This window comes from Streptomyces sp. NBC_01460 (assembly GCF_036227405.1).
Taxonomy (GTDB): Bacteria; Actinomycetota; Actinomycetes; order Streptomycetales; family Streptomycetaceae; genus Streptomyces.
On sequence record NZ_CP109473.1, the window covers coordinates 2,254,756 to 2,276,644 of the forward strand.

19 protein-coding genes are annotated in these 21,889 nt (G+C 72.1%); 11 read left to right on the forward strand and 8 right to left on the reverse strand.

The features are described from left to right. Positions 1–39: 39 nt before the first annotated feature. Entirely contained in the window at positions 40–396 is a 357-nt protein-coding gene (locus OG488_RS10050) for a HesB/IscA family protein (RefSeq protein WP_329227923.1), read from the reverse strand. Between the two features lie 221 nt (positions 397–617). On the opposite strand from OG488_RS10050, the gene nadA reads away from it, so the two are divergent. After that, positions 618–1,805 carry a quinolinate synthase NadA gene (gene nadA / locus OG488_RS10055; RefSeq protein ID WP_329227925.1) on the forward strand — a complete coding sequence of 396 codons (1,188 nt, stop codon included), beginning with the start codon at positions 618–620 and terminating at the stop codon, positions 1,803–1,805. Positions 1,806–1,890: 85 nt separating this feature from the next. Here nadA and OG488_RS10060 read toward each other — a convergent pair whose 3' ends face one another. From OG488_RS10060 to OG488_RS10080, 5 genes are all read right to left on the reverse strand, one after another. Then, positions 1,891–5,046, reverse strand: a complete 3,156-nt coding sequence (locus OG488_RS10060) for an efflux RND transporter permease subunit (RefSeq protein ID WP_329227927.1) — start codon at positions 5,044–5,046, stop codon at positions 1,891–1,893. A gap of 187 nt (positions 5,047–5,233) precedes the next feature. After that, positions 5,234–5,923 carry a response regulator transcription factor gene (locus tag OG488_RS10065; RefSeq protein ID WP_329227930.1) on the reverse strand — a complete coding sequence of 230 codons (690 nt, stop codon included), beginning with the start codon at positions 5,921–5,923 and terminating at the stop codon, positions 5,234–5,236. Then, positions 5,920–7,188, reverse strand: coding sequence for a histidine kinase (locus tag OG488_RS10070; RefSeq protein ID WP_329227931.1), 1,269 nt, complete (start codon positions 7,186–7,188; stop codon positions 5,920–5,922). The genes OG488_RS10065 and OG488_RS10070 overlap by 4 nt, the downstream gene beginning before the upstream one ends. A 130-nt stretch (positions 7,189–7,318) precedes the next feature. Beyond that, on the reverse strand, positions 7,319–7,597 hold the full coding sequence (gene pspAA, locus OG488_RS10075) for a PspA-associated protein PspAA (protein ID WP_329227933.1): 279 nt from the start codon (positions 7,595–7,597) through the stop codon (positions 7,319–7,321). A 10-nt stretch (positions 7,598–7,607) separates the two neighbouring features. Then, positions 7,608–8,390, reverse strand: coding sequence for a PspA/IM30 family protein (locus OG488_RS10080; protein WP_147963071.1), 783 nt, complete (start codon positions 8,388–8,390; stop codon positions 7,608–7,610). Positions 8,391–8,686: 296 nt separating this feature from the next. Here OG488_RS10080 and OG488_RS10085 point away from each other — a divergent pair, with 296 nt between their 5' ends. The 3 genes from OG488_RS10085 (at position 8,687) to OG488_RS10095 (ending at position 11,228) form a co-directional block, all read left to right on the forward strand. Further along, complete coding sequence (locus tag OG488_RS10085; protein WP_329227935.1) at positions 8,687–9,286, forward strand: DUF3043 domain-containing protein; 600 nt, start codon at positions 8,687–8,689, stop codon at positions 9,284–9,286. Positions 9,287–9,345: 59 nt separating this feature from the next. Continuing rightward, positions 9,346–10,080, forward strand: coding sequence for a class I SAM-dependent methyltransferase (locus OG488_RS10090; protein WP_329238558.1), 735 nt, complete (start codon positions 9,346–9,348; stop codon positions 10,078–10,080). A gap of 74 nt (positions 10,081–10,154) precedes the next feature. Continuing rightward, complete coding sequence (locus OG488_RS10095; RefSeq protein WP_329227937.1) at positions 10,155–11,228, forward strand: S1C family serine protease; 1,074 nt, start codon at positions 10,155–10,157, stop codon at positions 11,226–11,228. Positions 11,229–11,296: 68 nt separating this feature from the next. On the opposite strand, the gene OG488_RS10100 is transcribed toward OG488_RS10095, so the two are convergent. Further along, on the reverse strand, positions 11,297–11,500 hold the full coding sequence (locus OG488_RS10100) for a hypothetical protein (protein WP_329227939.1): 204 nt from the start codon (positions 11,498–11,500) through the stop codon (positions 11,297–11,299). An 86-nt stretch (positions 11,501–11,586) separates the two neighbouring features. On the opposite strand from OG488_RS10100, the gene OG488_RS10105 reads away from it, so the two are divergent. Further along, positions 11,587–12,789 (forward strand): bifunctional adenosylcobinamide kinase/adenosylcobinamide-phosphate guanylyltransferase, encoded by a 1,203-nt coding sequence (locus OG488_RS10105; protein ID WP_329227941.1) that lies wholly within the window; start codon positions 11,587–11,589, stop codon positions 12,787–12,789. 113 nt (positions 12,790–12,902) lie between these two features. Continuing rightward, a complete protein-coding gene (gene cobT / locus OG488_RS10110; protein WP_329227943.1) occupies positions 12,903–14,039 on the forward strand; it encodes a nicotinate-nucleotide--dimethylbenzimidazole phosphoribosyltransferase in 1,137 nt (378 codons plus the stop codon). 23 nt (positions 14,040–14,062) lie between these two features. Here the strand turns inward: cobT and OG488_RS10115 are convergent, their stop codons facing one another. Continuing rightward, complete coding sequence (locus tag OG488_RS10115) at positions 14,063–14,833, reverse strand: hypothetical protein (RefSeq protein ID WP_329227945.1); 771 nt, start codon at positions 14,831–14,833, stop codon at positions 14,063–14,065. An 87-nt stretch (positions 14,834–14,920) separates the two neighbouring features. On the opposite strand from OG488_RS10115, the gene OG488_RS10120 reads away from it, so the two are divergent. The 5 genes from OG488_RS10120 to OG488_RS10140 all read left to right on the forward strand — a co-directional run bounded on the left by OG488_RS10120 (position 14,921) and on the right by OG488_RS10140 (position 21,772). Next, entirely contained in the window at positions 14,921–15,703 is a 783-nt protein-coding gene (locus OG488_RS10120; protein ID WP_329227948.1) for an adenosylcobinamide-GDP ribazoletransferase, read from the forward strand. A 160-nt stretch (positions 15,704–15,863) separates the two neighbouring features. Beyond that, positions 15,864–17,414, forward strand: coding sequence for a leucyl aminopeptidase (locus tag OG488_RS10125; RefSeq protein WP_329227950.1), 1,551 nt, complete (start codon positions 15,864–15,866; stop codon positions 17,412–17,414). Positions 17,415–17,759: 345 nt separating this feature from the next. Further along, the gene (gene lpdA, locus OG488_RS10130) at positions 17,760–19,148 is read left to right on the forward strand and encodes a dihydrolipoyl dehydrogenase (RefSeq protein ID WP_329227952.1); all 1,389 of its coding nucleotides are present in this window, start codon (positions 17,760–17,762) and stop codon (positions 19,146–19,148) included. A 56-nt stretch (positions 19,149–19,204) separates the two neighbouring features. Continuing rightward, positions 19,205–21,001, forward strand: coding sequence for a 2-oxoglutarate dehydrogenase, E2 component, dihydrolipoamide succinyltransferase (gene sucB, locus OG488_RS10135; protein ID WP_329227954.1), 1,797 nt, complete (start codon positions 19,205–19,207; stop codon positions 20,999–21,001). A 147-nt stretch (positions 21,002–21,148) separates the two neighbouring features. Then, positions 21,149–21,772 carry a GntR family transcriptional regulator gene (locus OG488_RS10140; RefSeq protein WP_329227956.1) on the forward strand — a complete coding sequence of 208 codons (624 nt, stop codon included), beginning with the start codon at positions 21,149–21,151 and terminating at the stop codon, positions 21,770–21,772. Positions 21,773–21,889: the final 117 nt, after the last annotated feature.

The window sequence follows — 21,889 nt, forward strand, 5'->3', positions numbered from 1 at the left end:
GTCCTCCGGGGCCGCCGCCGCTGTCGTACGACTCAGGGTTCAGTTGAAGGAGTCACCGCAGGCGCAGGAGCCCGTGGCGTTCGGGTTGTCGATCGTGAAGCCCTGCTTCTCGATGGTGTCCACGAAGTCCACGGAGGCGCCGCCCAGGTACGGGGCGCTCATCCGGTCGGTGACGACCTTGACGCCGCCGAAGTCCTTCACGACGTCGCCGTCGAGCGAGCGCTCGTCGAAGAAGAGCTGGTACCGCAGGCCCGAGCAGCCTCCGGGCTGCACGGCGACGCGCAGCGCGAGGTCATCGCGGCCCTCCTGCTCGAGGAGGGTCCTGACCTTCTCTGCGGCGGCGTCGGACAGGAGGATGCCGTCGCTCACGGTGGTGGTCTCGTCCGATACGGACATCTGCTTCTCTCCCGGGTTGTACGGACTGCTTGCCGACGGGTCCAACCATCGGGGCCGCGGATTCATTCCGGGCCAGGCGCGTGTCTGTTCCCTTCATGCTCGCACACCCCCCGCACGAGGGGATGCGTCACATCGACGCTATCGGCATCGTCAAGCTGACGTGAAGCGGTTATGATAGATAGCGTCAATTCGACGAAAAGGCTTTTCGCGGAAAAGAAAGGGTGCGTGTCGTGACCACCGCCCAGCCCCTGGATGTCCAGCCGACACCCCTCGCCCTTCTGCTGCTCGGCCGCGAGGCCGACCCCCGGAGCGAGCGCGGGGTCGAATGCCCCGGTGACCTGCCCTCCCCGTCCGACCCGGACCTGGTGGAGAGGGCCCGCGCCGCCAAGGAGAAGCTCGGGGACAAGGTCTTCGTGCTCGGCCACCACTACCAGCGCGACGAGGTCATCCAGTTCGCGGACGTCACCGGCGACTCGTTCAAGCTCGCCCGGGACGCGGCGGCACGGCCGGAGGCGGAGTACATCGTCTTCTGCGGTGTGCACTTCATGGCGGAGTCCGCGGACATCCTGACCGGTGACGAGCAGAAGGTCGTCCTGCCGGACCTGGCCGCCGGCTGCTCGATGGCCGACATGGCCACCGCGGAGCAGGTCGCCGAGTGCTGGGACGTCCTGACGGAGGCCGGGGTCGCCGACCAGGTCGTGCCGGTCTCGTACATGAACTCCTCCGCCGACATCAAGGCCTTCACCGGCAGGCACGGCGGCACGATCTGCACCTCGTCCAACGCGAAGAGGGCCCTGGAGTGGGCCTTCGAGCAGGGCGAGAAGGTGCTCTTCCTCCCGGACCAGCACCTGGGCCGGAACACGGCCGTGCGGGACATGGGCATGAGCCTGGAGGACTGCGTCCTCTACAACCCCCACAAGCCGAACGGCGGCCTCACCGCCGAGCAGCTGCGCGACGCGAAGATGATTCTGTGGCGCGGGCACTGCTCGGTGCACGGGCGCTTCTCGGTGGAGTCCGTCAACGACGTGCGGGAGCGGATCCCGGGCGTCAACGTGCTGGTGCACCCGGAGTGCAAGCACGAGGTCGTGGCCGCCGCGGACCAGGTGGGTTCGACGGAGTACATCATCAAGGCCCTGGAGGCGGCCCCGGCCGGCTCGAAGTGGGCGATCGGCACGGAGCTGAACCTGGTGCGTCGGCTGGCGAACCGTTTCGCCGCGGAGGACAAGGAGATCGTCTTCCTCGACAAGACGGTGTGCTTCTGCTCGACGATGAACCGGATCGACCTGCCGCACCTGGTCTGGACGCTGGAGTCGCTGGCCGAGGGGAACCTCGTCAACCGCATCCAGGTCGACCCGGAGACGGAGAAGTTCGCGAAGCTGGCGCTGGAGCGGATGCTGGCGCTCCCGTAGGGCAGCGGTCCCTCCCGCACGGGGAAGGCCCCCGACGCCGTGTGCACGGCGTCGGGGGCCTTCCCCGTGGTGCTGCGGGGGCCGGTCAGGCCTTCGCGGGCTCCGGCTCCTCGGAGACGGCTTCCTCGGCCGCCTCCGGGGCGGCGTCGCCGGACGTCGCGCCCCGCTTGGCCGCCTTCTTCTTCGCGCGGCGTTCCTTGCGGAGCTCGACCATCGCGTAGAGCGTCGGCACCAGGAGCAGGGTCAGCAGTGTGGAGGTGATCAGACCGCCGATCACCACGACCGCCAGCGGCTGGGAGATGAACCCGCCCTCACCGGTGACGCCGAGTGCCATCGGCAGGAGGGCGAAGATCGTCGCCAGTGCCGTCATCAGGATCGGGCGGAGGCGGTGGCGCCCGCCCTCGATCACGGCTTCGACGACGCCCATGCCCTGCGACCTGTACTGGTTGATCAGGTCGATCAGCACGATCGCGTTGGTCACCACGATGCCGATCAGCATCAGCATGCCGATCATCGCCGGGACGCCCATGGGGGTGCCGGTGACGACCAGGAGGCCGATGGCGCCGGTCGCCGCGAAGGGGATGGAGACCAGCAGGATCAGCGGCTGGACGAGCGACCTGAAGGTGGCCACCAGCAGCATGAAGACGATCGCGATCGCCGCCAGCATGGCCAGGCCCAGCTTCATGAAGGCGTCGTTCTGGTCCTGGGAGACACCACCGATGGTCGCGGTGGCACCCTCCGGGAGGTCCAGGGCGTCGATCTTCGTCTGGAGCGAGGCGGTGACCGCGCCGGTGTTGTCGCCGGTCGGCTTGGCGGTGATCGTCGCCGCCCGCTGTCCGTCGATCCGGGTCATCGAGACCGGACCGGGGACCAGCTTCACGTCGGCGATCTGGCCCAGCTTCACCGGGCCCAGCGGAAGCGCCTTCAGTTCGGCCAGGGTGGTGGCCGGCGAGGCCGACTTCACCAGGACGTCACGCTCGGTGTCGTCCATGATCGCCGTGCCGGACGGGGTGCCGCGCACCGCACCGGCGACCGCCGCGCCGAGCGTGGTCTCGTTGAACCCGGCGTCGGCCGCCTTGTCGTTGGCCTTGACCGAGATGCGCGGGACGCTCTGCGCCAGGTCGCTCTGGACGTCGGTGACGTCCTCGAGCTTCGCGACCTCGCCGCGCACCGCTTCCGACGCCTTCTTCAGGACGTCCGCGTCGGCGGCCTTGACCACGACGCTGAGGTCCTGGCTGCCGAAGCCGTCGCCCGCGGCGATCGTGGTGTCGCCGATGCCGTCGAGCTTGCCGAGGGCCTCGTCGATCCGGTCCTGGGTGGCGTCGAAGTCCGCCGAGTCCTTGAGGGTGATCTGGTAGGAGGCCTGGTTGGCGCCCGTACCGCCGCCGAAGGCGGCCATGAAGCCGGAGGATCCGACGGTGACCTGGTAGTCCTCCACGCCCTTGTCGGCGGCGAGGACCTTCTCGACCTTCTGCGCGGCCTCGTCGGCGGCGGCCAGGCTCGTACCGGGAGTCAGCTCCTGCTTGACGGAGAGGACCTCCTGCTCGCCCTGGTCGAAGAAGTTCGTCTTGAGCAGGGGTGCCATGCCGAACGTGCCGAACAGAACCACGAACGCGAGCACGATGCTGGTGACACGGCGCCGGGTCGCGAAGCGGAGCACCGGGACGTAGATCCGCTGGAGCCGACTGGCGGCTTCCTTCTCCTCGGCCTTGCGGCGCGCCTCGTCCGGGTCGGCGGCGGTGCCCTTGGGGGCCCGGAGGAACCAGAACGAGAGGACCGGGACCACGGTCAGCGAGACCAGCAGGGAGGCCAGCAGGGCCGCCGTGACCGTGAGGGAGAAGGAGCCGAAGAGCTGGCCGACCATGCCGCCGACCAGCCCGATGGGCAGGAAGACCGCGACGGTGGTGAGCGTGGACGAGGTGACCGCGCCGGCCACTTCCCTGACCGCGGTGATGATCGCCGACCGGCGCTCCTCGCCGTAGCCGAGGTGCCGCTTGATGTTCTCCAGGACGACGATGGAGTCGTCGACGACGCGGCCGATCGCGATGGTCAGCGCGCCGAGGGTCAGCATGTTCAGCGACAGGTCGCGGGTCCAGAGCACGATCAGCGCGAGGACCACGGAGAGCGGGATGGAGACTGCGGTGACCAGCGTCGAGCGGATAGACGCGAGGAACACCAGGATCACGACGACCGCGAAGAGCAGCCCGAGCGCGCCTTCCGTGGTCAGGCCGGAGATCGCCTTGGAGACGGCGGGCCCCTGGTCGGAGACCACGGTCAGCTCGGCGCCGGCGCCGAGGTCCTTACGCAGGCCCGGGAGCTTGTCCTGGACGGCGTCCGAGATGGCGACGGCGCTGCCGTCCTTGTCCATCGTCGCCATCACCGCGAGGCTCGGCTTGCCGTTCGTGCGGGTGAGGGAGACCGCGGTGGCGGGCTCCTGCTTCACCGTGGCGATGTCACCGACACGGACCGGCTTCCCGGACTTCCCCGTGGCCGGGTTCGCGGCGGAGACCTTCAGGTCCTCGATCTGCTGGAGCGAGGTGAAGGAACCGCCCACCTGGATGGTGCGGCTCTTGCCCGACTCGGAGAAGGAGCCGGCCGGGACCGTCGCTCCCCCGGCCTGGAGTGCCTGGGCCAGCGACCCGGCGTTCAAGCCGGCCGCGGCGAGCTTCCTGTCGTCGGGGACGACGGAGACCTGGAGGTCCTGGACTCCGTCGACCGCGACCTGGCCGACGCCCTCGATGTCCTCGAGCGCCGGGACGACCGTGCGGTCCAGCTGGTCGGCGAGCGCCTGCTGGTCCTTGTCGGAGGTGACGGCGAGGACGACGGTCGGGATGTCGTCCGTCGAGCCGGCGATGACCTGCGGGTCGACGTCGTCGGGCAGCTGGACGCGGGCGCGGTTCACGGCCTGCTGGATGTCGGCGACGAGCTGCTTCGTGCCCTCGTCACCGAAGTCGAAGGTCGCCATGACGACGGCGTTGCCCTCGCTGGCGGTCGAGGTGACGCCCTCGACGCCGTCGACGGCCTTGATGGCGTTCTCGAGGGGCTCGACTACCTGCTTCTCGACCACATCGGGGGACGCACCCTGATAGGGCGCCAGCACCGACACCATCGGGAGTTCGATGGTGGGGAGCAGCTGCTGCTTGAGCTGCGGGATCGCGATCGCTCCGAAAACGAGCGCGACGATCGAGATCAGCCCGATCAGCGCCCTTTGCGCGAGGCTGAATCTGGACAGCCAGGACATGGGTGGGTCTCTCTTCTGTGGCGTACGCGGCAGAGGGGCGGCTGTTCGGCGACCGCCGGTCCGGCGATCACAGGGGACACAGCCCGCCCACCTATACGATCTCCGGTTCCGTGCGCGAAATCGTCGGCCCCCGGGTTGCCTTTTTATCCCGCGCATACCGCAGCTGGAGTAGCCGGGTCTCCACCCGTCACTCCACCCGGGGACGGACCAGGCCCGATTCGTACGCGATGACCACCAATTGGGCGCGGTCCCGCGCGCCCAGCTTCGCCATGGCCCGGTTCACATGGGTCTTCACCGTGAGGGGGCTGACGACCAGCCGGTCGGCGATCTGGTCGTTGGAGTGCCCGCCCGCGACCTGGACGAGCACCTCGCGCTCGCGCCCGGTGAGCGCGGCGAGGCGCTCGGAGTACTCCGCGCCGTCGGGCCCGTCGGGGTCGGTGCCCGCCTGGGCGAGGAAGCTGGCGATGAGGCCCTTGGTCGCGACCGGGGAGAGCAGGGCCTCGCCCGCCGCGGCGACCCTGATGGCGTTGAGCAGTTCGTCGGGTTCCGCGCCCTTGCCCAGGAAGCCGGAGGCACCCGCCCGCAGGGACTGCACGACGTACTCGTCCACCTCGAAGGTGGTGAGCATGACGATCCGGACCCCCGCGAGGTCCGGGTCCGCGCTGATCATCCGGGTCGCGGTGAGCCCGTCGGTGCCCGGCATCCGGATGTCCATCAGCACGACGTCGGCGCGGGTCGAGCGGGCCAGTTCCACCGCCTCCGCCCCGTCGGCGGCCTCACCGACGACCTGCATGTCGGGCTCGGAGTCGACCAGCACCCGGAACGCGCTGCGCAGCAGGGCCTGGTCGTCGGCGAGCAGCACCTTGATGGGCGTCATACGCATCCCCCCGTCGTCCCCACCGCGCCCGGCCGCCCCGGCGCGCGTGTGCGGGATGTGACCGGAAGGATCGCATGGACCCTGAATCCGCCCCCGTAGCGCGGTCCGGCCGTGAGGGTGCCGCCGAGCGCGGTGACCCGCTCGCGCATGCCGATCAGGCCGTGCCTGCCGCTGTCGGCCTGGGCGGGGAGGGGACCCGCCCCCGTGCCGTCGTCGAGCACGGTGACCTCCGCGGTCTCCCCGACCCGTACGACGCTGACCTCGGCCTTCGCCCCGGCGCCGGCGTGCTTGCGCACATTGGTCAGGGCCTCCTGGATGATCCGGTAGGCCGCGAGGTCCACCGCCGCGGGCAGCGGGCTGTCCGGATCGGTGCAGGCCACCTCCACGGGGAGCCCGGCGTTGCGGAAGGTGCCGACCAGGGTCTCGAGGACGGCGAGCCCGGGGGCGGGTTCCGTGGGCGCCTCCGGGTCACCGGTCTGGCGCAGCAGCCCGACCGTGGTCCGCAGTTCGTTGAGGGCGGAGCGGCTGGCCTCCCGTACGTGGGCGAGCGCCTCCTTGGCCTGGTCCGGGCGCTTGTCCATGACGTGCGCCGCGACGCCGGCCTGGACGTTGACCAGGGCGATGTGGTGGGCGACGACGTCGTGCAGGTCCCGGGCGATCCGCAGCCGCTCCTCGGCGACCCGCCGGCGGGCCTCCTCCTCGCGGGTGCGCTCCGCGCGTTCGGCCCGCTCCCGGATCGCGTCGATGAACGCGCGTCTGCTGCGGACGGCGTCGCCGGCGGCACCGGCCAGGCCCGTCCAGGCGAGGACGCCCAGGTTCTCCTGGCTGTACCAGGGCGTCGGACCGGCCACCATCGCGGCCATGGCCAGCCCGCCCATGGTGAGCAGGCCGACCCGCCAGGTGGTGGGGCGGTCGGTCCTGGCCGCGACGGTGAAGAGCGCGACGACCGCGCTCATGACGACGGGGGCGGGCGGATCCATCAGGAGGAACTCGACGACGGACAGCAGCCCGGTCACCACGAGCACCGCCATCGGCCTGCGCCGCCGCAGGACGAGCGCTCCGGCGCCGAGCACCATCAGCAGCACGCTCGACGGTTCGGGCACCCGCGCGCCGAAGACGGGGCGGCCGTGGCCCGGGTTCGGCTCGGTGAACGACGCGCAGATCATGCAGGCGAGCACGACCACGGCGAGGGCGGCGTCGAAGGCGAGGGGGTGGCCGCGCAGCCAGCGGCGGGCGCGCACCTGCCCGGTTCCGAGGATGGTCACGTCGCACCACGGTACGGCGTGCCGTCGGCGGGCGGGCCCGTACGGTGTCCGGTCCCCCTCACAGCACGGTGCCCCGCGCCGGCATGACCGGGGCGGGGCACCTTGGGGAGTGCGGAGCGGGCCGACCGGGTCAGCCGGGGATCAGCCCGTCGTCGCGGAGCATGGAGCGCACCTCTTCGAGGGTGGCGTCGGGTGACGGCAGGATCAGTTCGGACGGCTCGAGGGCGTCGTCGGGGAGCGGCGAGCCGAGCTCGCGCACCTTGTCCAGAAGCGCGTGGAGCGTGGTGCGGAAACCGGGTCCGTCACCGCTCTCCATCTCCGCGAGGAGTATGTCGTCGAGCTCGTTCAGCTCCGCGACATGACTGTCGGCCAGGCTGACCTGGCCCTCCCCCATGATCCGTACGATCATGACGCCGCCCTCACTGCTTGTCGAACTTGTGCGGGGACTGCTGCGACTGCGGTGCCGCGTCCTCGGCGCCGCCCTCGATGGCCTGCTGCTGCCCTGCGGAGCCGCCGGCCAGCTCGGCCTTCATGCGCTGCAGCTCCAGCTCCACATCCGTACCACCGGAGATCCGGTCCAGCTCGGCGGCGATGTCGTCCTTCGCCGTGCCGGACGGGTCGTCGAGAGCGCCGGAGGCCAGCAGCTCGTCGATGGCTCCCGCACGGGCCTGGAGCTGCTGGGTCTTGTCCTCGGCCCGCTGGATGGCCAGGCCGACGTCGCCCATCTCCTCGGAGATGCCGGAGAAGGCCTCACCGATCCGGGTCTGGGCCTGGGCCGCGGTGTAGGTGGCCTTGATGGTCTCCTTCTTCGTGCGGAAGGCGTCCACCTTGGCCTGCAGGCGCTGGGCCGCGAGGGTGAGCTTCTCCTCCTCGCCCTGCAGCGTCCGGTGCTGCGTCTCCAGGTCGGTGACCTGCTGCTGGAGGGCGGCGCGCCTCGACAGCGCCTCGCGGGCCAGGTCCTCGCGGCCGAGCGCGAGCGCCTTGCGGCCCTGGTCCTCCAGCTTCGACGACTGCCCCTGCAGCTGGTTCAGCTGCAGCTCCAGCCGCTTGCGCGAGGTCGCCACATCGGCGACACCGCGGCGTACCTTCTGGAGCAGCTCAAGCTGCTTCTGGTACGAGTAATCGAGGGTCTCGCGCGGATCCTCGGCCCGGTCAAGGGCCTTGTTTGCCTTCGCGCGGAAGATCATTCCCATACGCTTCATGACACCGCTCATGGGCTTCGCGCGCCCCCTTCTGACGGACTGAGCTCCAGCACTCCAACAGAACCCACAGTACGGGCCCTGCCTCCATTACCGCACTGTTCGAGCACCGATGTGCTCCTCCGCAAGGACGACTGCCGACGGTGACCGCTCCCGCCCAGGGAGTAGAGGGCCGTCAGGGATCACGTCGGCAACGTCCGTTCTGCCCCTGTCGGGACACTTTTCAGGACGCGGGCCGTTGCCGGATCGTTCCCGGCCGGTCCCCGGGAGTCCCCGGCGACCCCGTACCCTTGGGTTTTGTGTTCCGTAGCCGTTCCAAGGAAGAGAAGGCCCCCACCGGCAAGGTGACGGCGGACCTCTCCAAGCAGCCCCGCGACCCTCAGGCTCCCAAAGGTCGCCCCACCCCTAAGCGCAGCGACTCCCAGACGCAGCGCCGGCGCGCCTCCAGTGGCACGCCGACCGATCGCAAGGAGGCCGCGAAGCGCCAGCGCGAAGCCCGCCGGGCGGACATGGCCCGGCAGCGGGAGGCTCTCGCGTCGGGTGACGAGCGTTATCTGCCGGCGCGTGACAAGGGCCCCGTGCGGCGCTTCGTCCGTGACTTCGTGGACTCGCGCTTCTGCATCGCGGAGTACTTCCTTCCGCTCGCGGTGATCATCCTGATCCTCAGTGTGATCCAGGTGCAGAACATCCAGAACATCTCGCTGCTGCTCTGGCTCGGCGTGATCGTGCTGATCGTCGTCGACTCCGTCGGCCTCGGGTTCCGCCTCAAGAAGCAGCTGGCCCAGCGCTTCCCGGACACCCCGAAGCGCGGCGCGGTGGCCTACGGCCTGATGCGTACGCTCCAGATGCGCCGTCTGCGTCTTCCCAAGCCGCAGGTCAAGCGGGGAGAGCGGCCCTGAGCACGGAGACCTCCGGCTTCACGGGGGTTTCCTCCCAGTGGCTGGGCGGGCTCGGCGGACTGCGCAACACGGTCCGTCAGGAGCTCGTCGCCCGGCAGCTCGACGAGCAGATAGCCGGGCGCTTCCCCGTGGGGCAGCGGCTGCGGGTGCTCGACGTCGGCATGGGCCAGGGCACGCAGGCGCTGCGCCTGGCGCGGGCCGGGCACTCCGTGACGGGCCTCGAGTCCGACGCCGAGATGCTGCGGACCGCCCGGGAGTCCCTGGCCGGCGAGCCCGAGGGCATCCGGGAGCGGGTGCGGCTCATCGAGGGCGACGGGCGTGACACCGGGGTGCACTTCCTGCCCGGCAGCTTCGACGTGGTGCTCTGCCACGGCGTCCTGATGTACGTCCCCGAGCCGGATCCGCTGCTGGCCGGTCTGGCCCGGATGCTGGCGCCCGGAGGGCTGCTCTCGCTGCTCGTGCGCAACGCCGGCGCCCTGGCCATGCGGCCGGGGACGGCGGGCGACTTCTCCGCCGCCCTCGCGGCGTTCGACACGGACACCTACACCAACAGGCTCGGCCTCGACGTCCGGGCCGACCGGCTCGAGGTGCTGCGGGCCACCCTCGCCGGGATCGCCGCCCCGCTGCACGCCTGGTACGGCGTGCGGGTCTTCACCGACAACGTGGGCAACGAGGCGGAGCTGCCCGGCCCCGAGGAGCTGGAGCGGGTCTTCGCCGCCGAGGACAGGGCGGGGCGGACCGATCCGTACCGCGGGGTGGCCGCGCTGCTGCACCTGTGCGGGGTGCGCGGCTGACCCCGCCGGAGCCGTACGGCTGATCGGCCCAGCACCACAGGCCGGGTGCGGCGGGCCCTGGCGATACTCCGGGAATGGACGCAACCCCTTCCCGCAGCCGGGTACGCCGCTCCCTCACGCCCCTGGCCGCCGGTGCCTGCGCGATCGCGCTGGCAGGCGGCTGCACCGGTCCGGGCCCGGCCCCGGCCGCCGCCCCGGCCCAGCAGGCGGTGGTGTCCCGGGCCGCGGGTGACCTGGAGGACCGGTACCGCGCCGTCATCAGGGACGTCCTGCCCTCGGTCGTGCAGGTCGGCGCCGGGGACGGCCTCGGCTCGGGCATCGTCTACGACGGCAAGGGCCACATCGTGACGAACGCCCATGTGGTGGGCGACGAGAAGACCTTCGACGTCAGTGCCGCCACCGGCGAGAAGGTGCTCAAGGCCTCCCTCGTCTCCTCCTACCCGGAGCAGGACCTGGCCGTCATCAAGCTCGACGACGTCCCCGACGGGCTGCGGGCCGCGGAGTTCGGGGACACCGACGAGGTCGAGGTGGGGCAGATCGTCCTGGCGATGGGCTCGCCCCTCGGCCTGTCCAGCAGCGTCACCCAGGGCATCGTCTCGGCCGTGGGCAGGACCGTCAGCGAGAGCAGTTCGGGCGGCGGCACCGGGGCGACGCTCGCCGACATGGTGCAGACCTCGGCGGCCATCAACCCCGGCAACAGCGGGGGCGCCCTGGTGAACCTCGACAGCGAGGTGATCGGCATCCCGACCCTCGCGGCCACGGACCCCCAGCTGGGTGACAGCGCGGCACCCGGGATCGGGTTCGCGATCCCCGTCTCGATGGTGCGGACGGTCGCCGACCAGATCATCAGGACCGGCAAGGTCACCGACTCGGGCCGGGCGGCGCTGGACATCACGGGCCGCACGGTCGTCGACGACGACTACCGGCCGGCCGGGGTCGCGATCGTCACTGCCCGGAAGGGCGGGGCCGCGGAGAAGGCGGGCCTTCGCTCCGGAGACATCATCACGCGGATCGGCTCCACCCGGATCACCACGATCACCTCGCTCTCGGAGGCCCTGGCGGGCGACGATCCCGGCCAGAAGGTCAAGGTGACGTACACACGGGGCGACGCGTCGAGGACCGCCGAGGTCACCCTGGGCGAGATCTGAGCGCGGGCCGGGGGCGCGACGGCCGCACGGCCCGCCCGTGCACCGGTGCACGGGCGGGCCGGCGGGCCTCAGTCGGCCTGGAGGCTCATCGGGCCGTAGATCTTCGTCGTGTCCTCGAAGAGCGTCACCTGGTGCGCGCCGCCCTCGAGGAGCTCCTTCCAGAACTCACCGATCCAGGACTCCGCGTCGCCCTGGGTCGTGAACTCCTCCGGCTGCAGCGCCGGCTCCGTCTCCGTACCGTCGGACTTCTCGAACCGCCACGTCCACGCCATGTCAGCCTCCTGGGTCACGTTGCTCCCCGAAGACTAGTGGGTGTCCCGGGCGCGCAGGTGGTCCACGGACACGGGAGGATCGGCACGTGGAACTGACACTGCTCGGCACCGGAGCCCCCGACGGGCTGCCGCGGCCCGACTGCCCCTGCGCCGTCTGCGCGTCCTCCCGCGGTACGGGGGCCCGCGCGGCGACCGCGCTGCTGGTCGACGACGCCCTGCTCCTGGACCTCACCCCCGGCGCCGTGTTCGCCGCCGCCCGGGCGGGCCGCTCGCTCGCCGCCGTACGGCAGGTGCTGCTGACCCATCCGCACGACGGACCCGCCGTGGAGCTGCCCGACTCGCTCCCGCCCGCGGGGCGCGTCCCGGACGGCCAGGAGCTGACGCTGATCAGCGGGCACCGGATCCGGGCCCTGGCCATGGACGCGCCGGGCACCGGGTACGAGGTGACCTCGCCGGAGGGCGAGCGCCTGCTCTACCTGCCGCCGGGGGCCGCCCCCGCCGGTCTGGCCGACCCCGTGGCGGAGCCCTACGACCTGGTCGTGTGCGACGTGATCGCGCGGCCGGACGCCGTGGCCAGGCTGCGGGCCGTCGGGGCCGTCGGGCCCGTCACCGAGGTGATCGCCGTCCACCTGGACCACGACGCGCCGGCCGGGGCCGAGCTGGACCGCCGGCTCGCGGCCGGCGGGGCGCGGGCCGTGCCGGACGGTACGACCCTGCCGGTGGGCGCCTACCACCCCGTGCCCGACGTGCCCCGGCGCACGCTGGTCACGGGCGGGGCAAGGTCCGGGAAGTCGGTGGAGGCCGAGCAGCGCCTGGAGACCTTCCCCGAGGTGCTGTACGTGGCGACGGGCGGCCGCCGCGAGGGGGACGCGGAGTGGGACGCCCGGATCGGGCTGCACCGGGAGCGCAGGCCGGCCGCCTGGCGCACCGAGGAGACCTGCGAGCTGGCGGGCCTCCTGGAGCAGGACGGCCCGCCGCTGCTGATCGACTGCCTGTCGCTGTGGCTGACGGACGCGATGGACCGCGTCGACGCCTGGGACGACGGCCGGTGGGGGGACGGCGGGGAGGAGAAGCTGCGCGAACGGGTCTCCGAGCTGGTCCGCGCGGTGCGCGGGACACGTCGTACGGTCGTCGCCGTGACCAACGAGACCGGCTCGGGCGTGGTCCCGGCGACGGCCTCCGGGCGGCGCTTCCGGGACGAACTGGGCCGCCTCAACGCGGCGTTCGCCGCCGAGTGCGAGCAGGTGCTGCTGGTGGTGGCGGGCCAGGCCCTGGTGCTGCGGGGCTGAGCCAGGGGGTGTGCGGGGCCGGGGATGCGGGAGGGAGTGCCGAGTACTGTTCCGCTGAGGAGCCCCCCGGCGGGTTCCCGCCCACCTAGCGCCGACCCGCGAGGCAGACCCCCGTGAATCTGGACGACTTCTCCGACCTGATCGAACGCCCCGACGGGGGCGTGCGGCGCGATGCCGAGGAACGCCGGGAGCGGCTCGCCGTTCCCGCGGGCGCGCTCGGCCGGCTCGACGAGCTGGGTGAATGGCTGTCGGCCGCCCAGCAGTCGGTCCCGGTCAAGGCGGTCGAGCAGCCGCGCGTCGTCCTGTTCGCCGGTGACCACGGGGTGGCGGAGCTGGAGGTCTCCGGCCGGGCCGCCGGCACCGCGCACGAGCTCGTCCGCTCGGTGCTGGACGGGGCGAGTCCCGTCGCCGTGCTGGCCCGCCGCTTCTCCGTCCCCGTGAGGATCGTGGACGCCGGTCTGGACTGCGACCCCGAGCTGCTGCCCGAGACGGTCGTACGGCACCGGGTGCGGCGCGGCAGCGGCCGCATCGACGTCGAGGACGCGCTGACGGCCGAGGAGGCCGAGCAGGCCGTACGGCTCGGGATGCGCATCGCCGACGAGGAGGCCGACTCCGGCACGGACCTCGTGGTGCTGGGCGATCTGAGCGTCGGCGGCACGACGGCGGCGGCGACCCTGATCGCCGCCCTGTGCGGCACGGACGCCTCGGTGGTGACGGGGCGCGGCGGCACCGGCATCGACGATCTCGCCTGGATGCGCAAGTGCGCGGCGATCCGGGACGCGCTGCGGCGGGCCCGGCCGGTCCTGGGCGACCAGCTGGAGCTGCTGGCCGCGGTCGGCGGCGCGGACCTGGCGGCGATGACCGGATTCCTGCTGCAGAGCGCGGTGCGCCGGATGCCCGTGGTGCTGGACGGGGTGGTCTCGGCCGCCTGTGCGCTGGTGGCCCAGCGGGCGGCCTTCCGGGCACCGGACTGGTGGCTTGCGGGGCAGCTCAGCGGTGAGCCGGCGCAGGTGAAGGCGCTGGACCGGATGGCGCTGACCCCGTTGCTGGACCACGGGGTGACGGTGGGCGAGGGAAGCGGCGCCCTGCTGGCGCTGCCGCTCGTCCAGGCCGCGGCGGCGCTGGCGGCGGAGCTGCCCGAGCGCGTGGGGGAGCCCGCCGACGAGGAGGCGGAGGAGCCGGAGGATTCCGCGGGGGCCCCGGACGCCGAGCCGTCGGAGGCCGGGGACCCCGCGGGGACGACCGCCTGAACGCTCAGGGCCGGTCAGGGCCCTCAGGGGCGGGTACCGGGACCGGGCGGCAGCGGGGTCCTGTCCGGGGCCCCGCCGATCAGGTCCTGGAAGCGGCGCCGGGGCCCCGCCCAGCGCACGTCGTGGTGATACGCCCTCAGCACCGCCCGGGCCCGGGCGCGGTGGCGCCGGCGGTAGAAGCGCTTGGCCCACGGTGAGGCGGGCCGGGCCAGCCGCAGGGCTCCGATCAGCGCGATGAACGGGATGAGGGTGCCGATCACCGCCATCCGGGCCTTGCCCTTGAACAGGGCGATCAGCACGAAGCCGAAGTTGACGACGTAGGTCAGGACGACGCCCAGCCTGTTCTGCTCCTGCTCGCCGTTGAGCTCGTCCACACCGAGCGGCGAGAACCCGGCGAGCACGAGCAGGACGAGCGAGGCCGTGAGCACGACGACCTCCACGCTCTGGCGGCCCTCCTCCGTCCAGTACACGTCGTCGAGGTGGAGGATCAGCGCGAACTCGTCGAGGACCAGGCCCGCCCCCACTCCGAAGACCACCGCGAAGATCCCCGCCGCGACGCCGTGCTGACCGCTCGCGACCGCGCCGAAGCCGCCGACCACCGACAGCACGACACCGGGGACGACGTGATGGACGTGGACACCGCCGGGCGTGATGTTGCCGAACGGTCCCTTTCCCGCCCTGATCATCCTGGTGATCATCCGGGTGACGGCGAAGGTCAGCACGAACGCGCTCAGCGCGAGCAGCAGTGGCAGCTTGCCCGGCTCGACGATGTTCTGCTGGAACCAGTGACCCATGCCACCTCCACCCGAGGTACCGCGTATGCGGCTTATGGGTCACTCTGCCCAATCCGGCGCTGCGCCGCACCGGCTAGCGTGCGCGCGGTGACCTCCCTGAACAGCCACGGCGTGCGCTTCGCCTTCGGCACCCTGACCGCGCTCCCCGTACGCGTCTCCCGCTGGGACCGCGGTGCCGCCCGCGCCGGCATGCTGTGCGCCCCGGTCGCCGGCCTCGCCGTGGGACTGCTCGCGGCCGTCCCGGGGGTACTCCTCCTGTGGGCCGGGGCGGGCCCCCTGCTGTCGGCGGTCGCCTCCGCCGCGCTCCCCGCGGCACTGACCCGCGGGCTGCACCTGGACGGGCTCGCGGACACCGCCGACGGGCTCGGCAGCGCCAGGCCCGCCGAGGACGCGCTGCGGATCATGAAGCAGTCGGACATCGGCCCGTTCGGCGTGATCACCCTGGTGTTCGTGCTGCTGGCCCAGGTGGCGGCGCTCTTCGAGCTGTACGGCCGGGGCTGGGCGGAGGGCGCGCTGGGCACGGTCGTCGCCGCCGTCACGGCGCGGCTGGCCCTCACCCTCGCCTCGCGCCGGGGTGTTCCGCCCGCCCGGCCCGAGGGCCTGGGCGCGGCGGTGGCCGGCACCGTCCCGCCCCTGGGCGCGGCGGCCACCGCCTGCGCGGTGGTCGCGGGCTGCGCGGCGGCCGGTGTGCTGGTGGGCGGACCCGGCGCGGCCCTGCACCACTCCCTCGCCGTCCTCGCCGGCCTCGGGGGCGCGCACCTGATGCTCCGTCACTGCGTCCGGCGCTTCGGCGGGGTGACGGGCGATGTGTTCGGCGCCCTGGAGGAGACGGCCGCGACGGCGGCCCTGCTCGCGCTGTCGCTGGGCTGAGGAGCCCGACGGGCCCCGCCCCCGTGAGCGGGACGCATCGGCGCGCGTAGGCTCATTCCCGGCACATCGCGGCGGGTCCACGATGCGCCGGGCCCGGTCGGCCACCCCCTCGACCCACACAGACCGGAACACAACTCAACGGAAGCGAGATTTCACCACCGTGACTGCTCTCACTCTCAGCACCTCAGGTGCGGCGACGCTGCGCGCCGACGCACTCGTCGTCGGCGTCGCCAAGGGCGCTGGGTCCAAGGCGGGGAACCTGGTCGTCGCGCCGGGCGCCGAGGCCGTGGACAAGGCGTTCGACGGAAAGCTCGCCACCGTCCTGGAGACCCTGGGCGCCTCCGGCGCCGAGGGCGAGGTGACCAAGCTCCCCGCACCGTCCGGCCTCAAGGCCCCGGTCGTCCTCGCGGTCGGCCTCGGTCCGGTCCCGGCGAAGGACGACGCGTACGACGCCGAGGTGCTGCGCCGGGCCGCGGGCAGCGCCGCGCGTGCGCTGAAGGGGTCGAAGAAGGCCGGCTTCGCGCTGCCGACGGAGTCCGTCGAGGACGCCGGGGCCGTCGCGGAGGGCGCGCTGCTCGGTGCGTACGCGTTCACCGCCTACCAGGGCGGCGAGAACAAGCTGGCCCCCAAGGGCTCCACGAGCGCGGCGAAGCTCCCGCTCGGCGAGGTCGCCCTGCTCGGCACCAAGCCGCGTGACAAGGCCTTCAAGGCGGCCGCCGAGCGTGCCGTCGCGGTCACCGAGGAGATCAACCGGGCCCGCGACCTGATCAACACCCCGCCGAACGACCTGTACCCCGAGTCCTTCGCCGCCGTGGCCACCGCCGCCGGCAAGGAGCACGGCATCAAGGTGCAGGTCCTGGACGAGAAGGCGCTCGTCAAGGGCGGCTTCGGCGGTCTGCTCGGCGTCGGCCAGGGCTCCACGCACGGCCCCCGTCTGGTCAAGCTCTCGTACACCCACCCCAAGGCGGAGAAGACGCTCGCCCTGGTCGGCAAGGGCATCACCTACGACTCGGGCGGCATCTCGCTCAAGCCGGCCGGGCACAACGAGACGATGAAGTGCGACATGAGCGGCGCGGCCGCCGTGTTCGCCGCCGTCGTCTCCGCCTCCCGCCTCGGCCTCCAGGTCAACGTGACCGGCTGGCTGGCCCTCGCCGAGAACATGCCGTCCGGCAACGCCACCCGCCCCGGTGACGTGCTGCGCATGTACAGCGGCAAGACCGTCGAGGTCCTCAACACCGACGCCGAGGGCCGCCTGGTCCTCGCCGACGCGCTGACCCGCGCCTCCGAGGAGAAGCCGGACGCGATCGTCGACGTGGCGACCCTCACGGGTGCCATGGTCCTCGCCCTCGGCAACCGCACCTTCGGTGTGATGGCCAACGACGACGCCTTCCGCACGTCGATCCACGAGATCGCCGAGGAGGTCGGCGAGGCCTCGTGGCCGATGCCGCTCCCCGCCGACCTGCGCAAGGGCATGGACTCCCCGACCGCCGACATCGCCAACATGGGCGAGCGGATGGGCGGCGGCCTGGTGGCCGGGCTGTTCCTGCAGGAGTTCGTGGGCGAGGGCATCGCCTGGGCGCACCTGGACATCGCGGGCCCGGCCTTCCACGAGGGCGCCCCGTACGGCTACACCCCCAAGGGCGGCACCGGATCCGCGGTCCGCACCCTGGTGCGGCTGGCGGAGCGCACCGCGGCGGGCGACCTCGGCTGAGTGCCGGAGCCGGCGTCCGCGAGCGGACCCCGCACGCGAGGTCCGCTCGCGGCGCGGACGGCCCCGGGCATACGCCCGGGGCCGTCGGTGTTGCCCCGGACGGCTCCGACCGGCATTTTTCCGGACATCTGTACGCATCGGTAACCGCCCGGACCCGAACCTGGTCCGGCTCGGAGCAGGGGCCCGCGTCCCGCCCGCCCTCAACAAGTGCGAAGATGGGTTCTCGGCAGGACAGGGCCCCCACCACAGGGCCGAATAACGCAAGCGGCCGAACACCAGCCGACCGGCCGGTCACACCCCAGCGACGGGGCCCGGCGTACGGCGCACATGCATGGAGGACGTGACGTGGCGAACGACGCCAGCACCGTTTTCGACCTAGTGATCCTCGGCGGTGGTAGCGGCGGGTACGCCGCGGCCCTGCGCGGAGCTCAGCTGGGCCTGGACGTCGCACTGATCGAGAAGGGCAAGGTCGGCGGCACCTGCCTGCACAACGGCTGCATCCCCACGAAGGCGCTGCTGCACGCCGGCGAGATCGCCGACCAGGCCCGTGAGGCCGAGCAGTTCGGCGTGAAGGCCACCTTCGAGGGCATCGACATGGCGGCCGTCCACAAGTACAAGGACGACGTGATCTCGGGCCTCTACAAGGGTCTGCAGGGTCTCATCGCCTCGCGCAAGGTGCACTACATCGAGGGTGAGGGCCGTCTCTCGTCGCCCACCTCGGTGGACGTGAACGGCCAGCGCGTCCAGGGCCGCCACGTGCTGCTGGCGACCGGCTCCGTGCCGAAGTCGCTGCCGGGCCTGGAGATCGACGGCAACCGCATCATCTCCTCGGACCACGCGCTGAAGCTGGACCGCGTGCCGGCGTCCGCGATCGTCCTGGGCGGCGGCGTCATCGGCGTCGAGTTCGCCTCGGCGTGGAAGTCCTTCGGCACCGACGTCACCATCGTCGAGGGCCTGAAGCACCTGGTCCCGGTCGAGGACGAGAACAGCTCGAAGCTTCTTGAGCGCGCGTTCCGCAAGCGCGGCATCAAGTTCAACCTCGGCACCTTCTTCGACAAGGCCGAGTACACGCAGGACGGCGTGCGGGTGACCCTCGCCGACGGCAAGACCTTCGAGGCGGAGGTGCTGCTGGTCGCGATCGGCCGCGGCCCGGTCTCGCAGGGTCTGGGCTACGAGGAGGCCGGCGTCGCGATGGACCGCGGCTACGTCCTCGTCGACGAGTACATGCAGACCAACGTCCCGACGGTCTCGGCCGTCGGTGACCTGGTCCCGACCCTGCAGCTCGCGCACGTCGGCTTCGCCGAGGGCATCCTGGTGGCGGAGCGGCTCGCCGGCCTCAAGACCGTGCCGGTCGACTACGACGGCGTGCCGAAGGTGACGTACTGCCACCCCGAGGTCGCCTCCGTGGGCATCACCGAGGCCAAGGCCAAGGAGATCTACGGCGCGGACAAGGTCGTGGCCCTCAAGTACAACCTCGCGGGCAACGGCAAGAGCAAGATCCTGAAGACCGCGGGCGAGATCAAGCTCGTCCAGGTCAAGGACGGTGCCGTGGTCGGTGTCCACATGGTCGGTGACCGTATGGGCGAGCAGGTCGGCGAAGCCCAGCTGATCTACAACTGGGAGGCGCTGCCGGCCGAGGTCGCGCAGCTCATCCACGCCCACCCGACCCAGAACGAGGCGATGGGCGAGGCCCACCTGGCCCTGGCCGGCAAGCCTCTCCACTCCCACGACTGATCCAGTCCCGGGGACGACCGACCACTTCCGCACTTTCGTAAGGAGCAACTGAAACCATGTCGGTTTCCGTAACCCTTCCGGCGCTCGGCGAGAGCGTCACCGAGGGCACCGTCACCCGCTGGCTGAAGGCCGAGGGCGAGCACGTCGAGGCCGACGAGCCGCTGCTCGAGGTCTCGACCGACAAGGTCGACACCGAGATCCCCGCGCCCGCCTCCGGCGTGCTCGCGTCCATCAAGGTCGCCGAGGACGAGACCGTCGAGGTCGGCGCCGAGCTGGCCGTCATCGACGACGGCTCGGGCGCGCCCGCCGAGGCGGCCGCTCCGGCCGCCGAGCCGGAGGCCGCACCGGCTCCGGCCGAGGAGGCCGCTCCGGCCCCCGCCGCCGAGGCCCCCGCCGCCGAGGCTCCCGCCGCCGAGGCACCCGCCGCTCCGGCCGGTGGCGCCTCGGGCACCGACGTCACCCTCCCCGCGCTCGGCGAGAGCGTCACCGAGGGCACCGTCACCCGCTGGCTGAAGGAGGTCGGCGAGGAGGTCACGGAGGACGAGCCCCTGCTCGAGGTCTCCACGGACAAGGTCGACACCGAGATCCCGGCCCCGGTCTCCGGCGTGCTGCTGGAGATCGTCGTCGCCGAGGACGAGACCGCCGAGGTCGGCGCCAAGCTCGCCGTCATCGGCGCTCCGGGCGCCGCACCGGCCGCTGCTCCGGCCGAGGCCGCCCCGGCCCCCGCCGCTGCTCCGGCACCGGCTCCCGCCGCCCCGGCCGCCCCGGCCCCGGCACCGGCCGCCCCCGCGGCACCGGCTCCGGCCGCGCCCGCCGCTCCGGCTCCGGCACCGGCACCGGCCGCACAGGCACCGGCTCCGGCCGCTCCGGCACCCACCGCAGCCGCTCCGGCACCGGCCGCTCCGTCGGCGCCTTCCGGTGACGACGGCGCGTACGTCACGCCGCTGGTCCGCAAGCTCGCCGCCGAGAACGGCGTCGACCTGGGCGCGGTCAAGGGCACCGGCGTCGGTGGCCGTATCCGCAAGCAGGACGTCGTCGCCGCCGCGGAGGCCGCCAAGGCCGCCGCAGCCACTCCGGCTCCGGCCGCCGCCGCTCCCCCGGCCAAGGCCGCGCCGAAGGTCGAGGCGTCCCCGCTGCGCGGTCAGACGGTCAAGATGACCCGCATGCGCAAGGTCATCGGCGACAACATGATGAAGGCCCTGCACTCGCAGGCCCAGCTGACCTCGGTCCTCGAGGTCGACATCACCAAGCTGATGAAGCTGCGCAACCAGGCGAAGGAGTCCTTCGCCGCCCGTGAGGGCGTCAAGCTGTCCCCGATGCCGTTCTTCGTGAAGGCGGCGGCCCAGGCGCTGAAGGCCCACCCGGTCGTCAACGCCCGGATCAACGAGGACGAGGGCACCATCACGTACTTCGACTCGGAGAACATCGGCATCGCCGTGGACGCCGAGAAGGGCCTGATGACCCCGGTCATCAAGGGTGCGGGCGACCTGAACATCGCCGGTATCGCGAAGAAGACCGCCGAGCTGGCCGGCAAGGCCCGCGGTGGCGGCCTGACCCCGGACGACATGTCGGGTGCGACCTTCACGGTCAGCAACACCGGTTCGCGCGGTGCGCTGTTCGACACGGTCATCGTGCCGCCGAACCAGGCGGCCATCCTGGGCATCGGTGCCACGGTCAAGCGTCCGGCGGTCATCGAGACCGCCGAGGGCACCGTCATCGGCGTCCGTGACATGACCTACCTCTCGCTCTCCTACGACCACCGTCTGGTGGACGGCGCGGACGCCGCCCGTTACCTGACGACGGTCAAGGCGATCCTCGAGGCGGGCGAGTTCGAGGTCGAGCTCGGCCTCTGAGCCGTACAGCTGTAACCAGCCTCACCAGCGGCGCCCCCGTCCGGAACACTTCCGGACGGGGGCGCCGCCGTATTGTCTAGACACCACCGGTCGTCTCCGCCGCCGGTCGGCGCAGGCAGCACCGGTACGTCCCCGAAGGAGCTCCTCATGACCCCGCCCGTCGTCCACTCGCTGCGCGAACAGATCCGCGAGCACATCGTGGAAGGGATAGTCAGCGGGCGCTGGAAGCCGGGCGAGCGCATCGTGGAGCGCCGCATCGCCACCGAGCTGGAGGTCAGCCAGACGCCCGTGCGCGAGGCTCTGCGGGAGCTGGAGACGCTCCGGCTGATCGAGTCCGCGCCCAACAAGGGCGTCCGGGTGCGCAACCTCACCGCGGCCGATCTGGAGGAGAGCTACCCCGTACGGGCCGGGCTCGAGCAGATCGCAGCGGAGCTGGCGGCGCCGGCCCTCGGCCAGGACTGCTCGGCGCTCGCCCCGCACGTGGCGGCGCTGTACGAGGCGGACCGGCTGGCCGACGGTGAGGCACAGGTGCGGCACACGGTGGCCTTCCACCGGGAGATGGTGCGGGCCGCGGGGAACGCCGTCCTGCTGCACACCTGGGAGGGGCTCGGCATCGAGGTGTTCACGGCCCTGTCGATCCGCTGGCTGGGCACCGTGCAGAAGTCGTACGCCGAGGAGCACGAGGCGCTCATCGAGGCGTTCCTCCGGCAGGACCCGCGGATCGCGGTGCTGGTCAAGGAGCACGTCCTCGGGTGCGCGCCGCGCGCCTGACCGGCCGGGGACGGGGGCGCCCATCTGCGGCGCGGGCCGCTCGACCGTGCAGGTCAGCGCCCGTTTCGCCCCCTTGATCCCGTCACTCCGTGCCCCCTTTCGCGGCACCGCATGCCA

What these genes read in the sequence shown, in the direction of transcription:
- pspAA (WP_329227933.1), bottom strand. Translation starts at nt 7,597, where the DNA reads ATGATCGTACGGATCATGGGGGAGGGCCAGGTCAGCCTGGCCGACAGT.
- OG488_RS10060 (WP_329227927.1), bottom strand. Translation starts at nt 5,046, where the DNA reads ATGTCCTGGCTGTCCAGATTCAGCCTCGCGCAAAGGGCGCTGATCGGG.
- sucB (WP_329227954.1), top strand. Translation starts at nt 19,205, where the DNA reads ATGTCGGTTTCCGTAACCCTTCCGGCGCTCGGCGAGAGCGTCACCGAG.
- OG488_RS10065 (WP_329227930.1), bottom strand. Translation starts at nt 5,923, where the DNA reads ATGACGCCCATCAAGGTGCTGCTCGCCGACGACCAGGCCCTGCTGCGC.
- OG488_RS10050 (WP_329227923.1), bottom strand. Translation starts at nt 396, where the DNA reads ATGTCCGTATCGGACGAGACCACCACCGTGAGCGACGGCATCCTCCTG.
- OG488_RS10095 (WP_329227937.1), top strand. Translation starts at nt 10,155, where the DNA reads ATGGACGCAACCCCTTCCCGCAGCCGGGTACGCCGCTCCCTCACGCCC.
- OG488_RS10140 (WP_329227956.1), top strand. Translation starts at nt 21,149, where the DNA reads ATGACCCCGCCCGTCGTCCACTCGCTGCGCGAACAGATCCGCGAGCAC.
- OG488_RS10115 (WP_329227945.1), bottom strand. Translation starts at nt 14,833, where the DNA reads ATGGGTCACTGGTTCCAGCAGAACATCGTCGAGCCGGGCAAGCTGCCA.
- OG488_RS10100 (WP_329227939.1), bottom strand. Translation starts at nt 11,500, where the DNA reads ATGGCGTGGACGTGGCGGTTCGAGAAGTCCGACGGTACGGAGACGGAG.
- OG488_RS10080 (WP_147963071.1), bottom strand. Translation starts at nt 8,390, where the DNA reads ATGAAGCGTATGGGAATGATCTTCCGCGCGAAGGCAAACAAGGCCCTT.